Origin of the sequence: Vibrio sp. 1641 (assembly GCF_033339995.1) — a bacterium.
GTDB lineage: Bacteria > Pseudomonadota > Gammaproteobacteria > Enterobacterales > Vibrionaceae > Vibrio > Vibrio alginolyticus.
Genome location: NZ_JAWOVP010000220.1, coordinates 1 through 657, shown reverse-complemented (window position 1 = coordinate 657; position 657 = coordinate 1). Strand labels below are relative to the sequence as shown.

Here is a 657-nt window from a genome sequence, read left to right as displayed (position 1 = left end):
AAGTGTGGCGCAATGCGCGAGAAGATCTACATGCTGGATCGCAAAGGGGTGATCCATACTCGTCGTGATGATCTGAATGAGTACAAGCAACTGTTCGCAAACAATACAGATAAGCGCACACTAGAAGATGTGATCGAAGGTGCAGACCTATTCCTAGGTGTATCTGGTCCAAATCTATTGCCACCAGAAGCGTTGAAACTCATGGCTGACAAGCCAGTTGTATTTGCTTGTTCGAACCCAGATCCTGAAATCAAACCTGAGCTAGCACACGCAGTGCGTGATGACTTAATTATGGGTACTGGTCGCAGTGATTATCCAAACCAAGTGAACAACGTGTTGTGTTTCCCTTTCATTTTCCGTGGTGCGTTAGATGTACGTGCGAGTGAAATCAATGACGACATGAAGCTGGCAGCAGTTGACGCAATTCGTGCATTGGCAAAAGAGCCTGTGCCTGAATCGGTACTAAAAGCTGCAGGTGTTGAGAAGCTAGAATTTGGCAGCGACTACATCATTCCTAAGCCAATGGATCCACGTCTGCTACCTCGCGTAGCAAAAGCGGTAGCTCAAGCGGCAGTAGATTCCGGTGTTGCTCGTATCGAGATGCCAGAAAACTACATGGCAGAGTAATTTACTCAGCCACATTGAACACAAAAATGG

1 protein-coding gene is annotated in these 657 nt (G+C 46.9%); it reads left to right on the top strand.

The genetic code is table 11. The features are described from left to right. On the top strand, nt 1–627 hold a 627-nt coding region (locus R7Z47_RS25165), incomplete at its 5' end, for a malic enzyme-like NAD(P)-binding protein (RefSeq protein WP_318130805.1). Nucleotides 628–657 lie beyond the last annotated feature (30 nt).